We start from the raw sequence: 5,701 nt of genomic DNA on the forward strand, positions 1-5,701 counted from the left end.
ACTCTTGCTGCTGATCCTTATTTTCTTTCTCAAAAAAAGAGCAACCAGTGGGTAACTGGTTGCGAAAGGAGAGTTTTATTTACTGTTGGAGTAGTAAATAATGAAAAAAACAAAAAGTTTATTAGGGTTGTTTGTTTGGTATGACTTTAGTATATATTTTAAACTCGACGAAACTATGACGAAGGTTTAAACAATATATGCGCTCGTCTAAGACATCCTAAGGGCGCACTTACACAAACTCTGTTTGTCGGCTTCAACCACTCTTAAAACAACACTCAAACGTTTTGAGTCTATGACGTTTGACCTTGAATCTAAATTAAGTGCTGATGAAAAAAATAAAATAAACACCCCTCCGTGATACTTGCTCGTCTCTAAAAAATAAAACTCATTCCAACCACTCAACCATTTTTTTCATGGTGCCATGCTCTGACATTGACCTCATTATTTTTTAGTTCATGCTCCTGGCGTGGCCAACAAAAAATTCATTTTTAACCGTCACCTACGCCTACCGAAGACCTCTTTTTTAGGGGGGGGGTAGTTTAGCGCAAGCATTGCAAGTTGGTACCCACTTGCTGAATTTCCGCAACACGACCAGGGGCTCGTTGCTCATACATTTTAACTTTTGGGGTGTCCCCCCAATCCCCGACAACAAATAAAAAAGGCAGCCACACTCGGCTACCTGATCTCTAAAAATTCATTTGATGGATTCGATAATGTTAGCCAAAAGCTAACGTCATTTTAAGCAAGTGTCAATACACTTGCAATGCTTGCGCCAGCCCTGACCCCAAAAAATACTAGGAGTCCTTTTCACGTTTTTATCTTTTTTTTAGAGTCAACATTGCACCAGTTGACCTAAAAAAAATAGTCGCTCTTACATTAGTGACGCCAAATTAATTAGGTAGTACGTACCGAACCCTCTTATACTTTTTGTTAGTCAATTCAATATCTTCTCTGATTAATTTTGTTACTACCACCGTTTGAATTTTTCCTTTTGACTGAACCAATACTTTGTCTCCGACACGAATCGTGCCACGTAATACTTTCGGAATATGCCACTGATATTCTTTTGATCCTAACACAATATTTTCCTTGTCTTCTTTTTTTATATGTTTAGCAAAAATAGTATTATCATCTTTTTTTTCATTCGTCATTTTATTTTCACCTCTATTTTTCATTCTCACTCATTAACCAAATAACTTAGACCAAAAACTTTTTTTTCCCGTATTGCTTTCAACTTCAGTTTGTTCGTCAGTTTCATCAGGATCAGCCAATGATGTTTCAAGTTCCGCAATTTTTTTATTCGCTTGCAGCGTTAGGACTTGTTGCTGATCTAATAATTTATGTACTTGATTTAACTGATTGTCTTTAATTTCTAGCTGACCATCTTTAACATCAATTTGTTTCTCTAAAAAAATAATTCTATCTAACAATTCAGTATCAACCTCACCACCAACGTTACCAGTAACCTCCCTAGTAACCGCAGTGACTCTCGACTTAACAAACGCTATAACATCAGCGTCTAAAATTATTTTACCTTGCTCTTTGGTTACCGATAACGTTGGTGGTAACTTATCTAAATGTTTTCTTATAGCTTGTTTAGAAACTCCTAACTCATCAGCCAGTTCTTTAATTGTTTTTTTCATTCGTTAATTTCCCCACCTAACATGTTGTATCTTCTCTTGTTAGTTTACTCTAAATATCTTGTTCAAACAATTTTTCACCATGCTTCCCAACTAACACTCACTGTCTAACGCTATTTCACATTTATCTTTCTGCGCTAAGGCGCCTTAGCCTATCGGCAAGTGTCTCCGACACCCGTTCGCTAAAACTCACTCTCGCCCAAACCGTCCTAAGGGACTGGCTCACTGTCGTTACACAACTCTTTTTTTCTTAAAATCTTTTTAAAAGCACTTGACTTGTCCGGGGTTTTCGACTGACAGAGAAGTTGTTGTTCTGGTGTTGAGCATAGTTGTACCCTAGTATCTTGTCTATCTGAAAATCGGTGCTTCAAATAAACATACTAGAATACAGCTATGCTTTAAAAGCGTCTGACGTCGAAGAGCCGACTGGAGCCACTATCACATGTCTTATTAGCTGGTGTTTGTCTAACACGCCTTAAACCCTCTTAAAATCCTCCCTAAGAGCATTGTTTAAGGCTACCGTCCTTTCGAGACAGGATTACCACCCTCGCCGTTATATCGGTCGCGATCACCATTCAGAGCAATAGGAAATAAGACTATCCTATAAGATTGCTCCTAGCATTCGTTATTGAGGCGGCGTATGCATAACCGGTCCACTTAATTGGTGAACTAACACCGTGCAGCTTGTCTCCTACACTTAATTTGCCTTAAAACAACAAAAAGGGACTCAGTTAGATTTAACTGAGTCCCGGAATATAATCTCTACTTGATTTCTGTCGTCCGATTGTCTATAATTGATTTCGACTTCACTTTTGAAGTATACTATCATTAACAGATATAATCTGACGTTAGAAGTGGTTTTGATTGATAATTCCCTATCAATTAAAGCTCCTAGTGTTCTTGCTTGGCGGCAAGACATAGGCTAACGTATTTTTTTTGCCCTTTTTTAGGCATCTATTTAGTTTTAAACTTACGTTTCAATCATAAACTTGTGGTCGGGAATTTGCAACTTTTATATTATTATTCTTTAGTAAGTTTAGTACTTCTCCTTTTTCTTCTTTATTAGCTCACAATTAAAAAGTAATCGTTAATAAAGAATTAAAACATTTTATACTTCTATCATCACACCAAAGTATAAGCCTTTCATTTAATCTTGATTTATGGTATATTTCATTAAAATCATCCAAGGAGGAGTACTTATGAAAAAAAATGTTCAAAAGTTAGTAGTAGTGATAACTCTCTCTTCAGTTTTAGTAGCTAATGGTTTAGGCTTTATTAGTTTTCCTATTAAGCAATCTGAGACAGTTTTTGCAGCTGAACCTCGTATCACGTTAACTGAATACACTTTGTCCGCACAACAAGTTAGAGACTGGGCGAAAGCTATAAGAAAAAATCAAAATGTTGCTAAATCAATTGCTGGTGGTGTCAGTTTTTTAGGTAGGAAATTTAAGAATCTTCCCGCAGTAACAACTGGTGCTATTTTAGCTCTCGGTTCAAGGGGGCCTGCGTACTTAAAAACCGTCCAAAAAGCAGCTGATGATGGGAAAAAATTAAAAGTTAAAATAACTGACTACAAAAATTATCACACATCATACTCAATTCAATACACTCTGACACCAGTAAAGTAATTAGACATGAAAACATTTATATATTCATATTTAACAATGCTTGCCGTTTTATCATTCGCAATATTAATAAACAACGAATATTTTTTCAGTAAGTCTAATTTATTGATACTATCCCTTTTGACTGTATTAGCAGTTGTTGTATCTTTGCCACCTATCGAAAAAAAAATCATTGTTTTTTTAAAAAGTATTACAGACTTTTTATCACAGCTCTTTTTTTAAAAAGAATCTATCGAAATATTTACTAAAAATAGGGTGGACATGAGTCGCGGTCTTTAATTAACATAACCTCTCAAATAAGAGAGTAGCTAACTATCTTATTTGAGAGATTTTAGTAAATGTGATAAAATAAGTATGCGAAACGAAAGTAACCAAAACAATTTATACACCAAAAAGCCACCCTACTCTAAATAGGTGGCTTTTCTTTTCACTGTTGCGAATCAGCGTTGGAATTAGTGACAACTGTATGATTATCTTCTAATCATCTAGCCAATGATCAACTAATGATAATATTAGTCCCACTATAAGTGGTGCGATAACCAACGAAAGTACCTTTTAAAACAATTTCCCCCCCCTCACAGGGCAGTTGCCATAGAAAAGTATAACATAAGTCAATACTTTACATAAACGGCATTAAATAAAGAGTGTTCTGTCCCAAGTGATAGAACATGCAAAACGTAGGTCATTAAAATAAGTGGAGGTTTCGTATCCCAAAAATAAATTTTGAATCAAGGGGGTAAAATATTGTTTAACAATTCTTTGACATACATACCGTAACAAAGTAAGCGTATACATTGCTGTGGAATAGTGCTATTATAAACCTATTAAATATTAAAAGGAGATGATTTATTTGATTAAAAGAAGTAATTTTGTTTTATTAGTAACCACTTTAATCATCATGCCATTTTTTACTTCAACCTACACTGTCTTGGCCTCTACAAACTTAGAATATTCATCAGCTACAAGTGAATTTGTTCAAATTAATCCTAATTTGAGTTTGATCATTGATACTGAAACATTTGATACTTATAATATCGTTACTGTAACAGATAGTGATGGAAACATTTCTATCAGTGATAGTAGGTATAACTATGTTTTAGAGAATGGCGAAAAAATCACTGCTACACTAACAGAAGAGTTTACTACTTATCCTAATAATAATCTTCTTAATCAAAGAAAAGCTGTTCCAGCATGGCAAAAAATACGATCAAATAAAGTAACCGCATCATTTGATAGAGTCATAAAAGATGTACTAATTGGAACATTGTTAGCTAAAGTGAATAAATTACTAGGTCACGCCTATACTGTTGTATCTGTAGTAAAAACTGCTTATGACAAGCCGGACTTAAAATCTTCTAAAGTATTTTATTTAAATACCAACATTTATGGAAAAACTAATCAACTTAATTACGAAGGAAGACATACGTACAGTCTAGACGCAAAAAACAGAGTAATTAGTAAAACTGATCATTTTTCTGATTCTAATTTAAAAAAATTTTTAGGGTATTAGTGTATTTTGATTAAAAAGAATGGGTGACGTTATGCAAAAAAAAGAACGACTATTTGTTATCAGCAGTCTATTAATAAGTATTTTAATAATTCTATTCACACAATTCTCTTCTCTTACCCAAAATGTGAAATTGACGGCACTTTTTCTAAGTCTTGGAAATATGTTTGGAAGTGTTTTAAATTATTTTAAAAAAGAAGACAGAGGATAACTAGAAGTTACTATTTATATTTCGCACTAGGAATCATATGCATTCTAAGTGTGAAAATATTTATGTTAAAAACTACTCTGTACATGTTAGTGATGATGGATTAATACAATATCATGTGGGAAATTTAGACGGGCATGACGTACTAAAAAATAGCTTAACATTACTTCAATAAAAAGAATTAAAAGATTTTTTTGAAAATATGATTATTAAATATAAAGAGAAAATAGATTAGTTGGTTTTAGTTAGTTACCATAATCTCGATTAAACAAAGCTCGTTCTCCCCCAAGGGATTGCGAGCTTTTTCTTGTGAATTCTAACTGGTCTAGGTCAAACAAAAAATAGAAACGTCGTTAAATCAACGTTTCTATTTTTTTATACTTAGTGAAATTTAGTCAAAATTTCTGATGATCAACTGCGTATGTCATGCAGATTTACTGCGCATTTCTTACGTATTAACTTTTTTACTGCGTATTTACTACGCATTTAGTGTGTATCTACTGCAGATTAGCCTTTTTTGTGGACCCACGTCAATCCCCTCGTACTACGAGGTTACCCACCATTGTGGGTACAGATTTCCCTTATGCTCTTTTCACTCTTGCTGCTGATCCTTATTTTCTTTCTCAAAAAAAGAGCAACCAGTGGGTAACTGGTTGCGAAAGGAGAGTTTTATTTACTGTTGGAGTAGTAAATAATGAAAAAAACAAAAAGTTTATTAGGG

4 protein-coding genes and 1 pseudogene are annotated in these 5,701 nt (G+C 34.1%); 2 read left to right on the forward strand and 3 right to left on the reverse strand.

The genetic code is table 11. From position 1 onward, the window contains the following. Positions 1-890: 890 nt before the first annotated feature. Together CBF35_RS14770 and CBF35_RS14775 are read right to left on the reverse strand one after the other, a co-directional pair. Positions 891-1,151: a DUF5839 family protein gene (locus CBF35_RS14770; protein ID WP_126782588.1), complete on the reverse strand. Its 261-nt coding sequence runs from the start codon at positions 1,149-1,151 to the stop codon at positions 891-893. A 33-nt stretch (positions 1,152-1,184) separates the two neighbouring features. Continuing rightward, complete coding sequence (locus CBF35_RS14775; protein WP_126782590.1) at positions 1,185-1,643, reverse strand: DUF536 domain-containing protein; 459 nt, start codon at positions 1,641-1,643, stop codon at positions 1,185-1,187. Positions 1,644-2,839: 1,196 nt separating this feature from the next. Between CBF35_RS14775 and CBF35_RS14780 the strand changes: the two genes are divergently transcribed. Beyond that, a complete protein-coding gene (locus CBF35_RS14780; RefSeq protein WP_126782592.1) occupies positions 2,840-3,268 on the forward strand; it encodes a hypothetical protein in 429 nt (142 codons plus the stop codon). Positions 3,269-3,742: 474 nt separating this feature from the next. On the opposite strand, the pseudogene CBF35_RS15090 reads toward CBF35_RS14780, so the two are convergent. Continuing rightward, positions 3,743-3,811, reverse strand: a pseudogene (locus tag CBF35_RS15090) (type I toxin-antitoxin system Fst family toxin); the annotation flags it as partial. Between the two features lie 304 nt (positions 3,812-4,115). On the opposite strand from CBF35_RS15090, the gene CBF35_RS14790 reads away from it, so the two are divergent. Beyond that, the gene (locus tag CBF35_RS14790) at positions 4,116-4,775 is read left to right on the forward strand and encodes a hypothetical protein (RefSeq protein ID WP_126782594.1); all 660 of its coding nucleotides are present in this window, start codon (positions 4,116-4,118) and stop codon (positions 4,773-4,775) included. Positions 4,776-5,701 lie beyond the last annotated feature (926 nt).

Source organism: Vagococcus salmoninarum (assembly GCF_003987495.1).
Taxonomy (GTDB): domain Bacteria; phylum Bacillota; class Bacilli; order Lactobacillales; family Vagococcaceae; genus Vagococcus_D; species Vagococcus_D salmoninarum.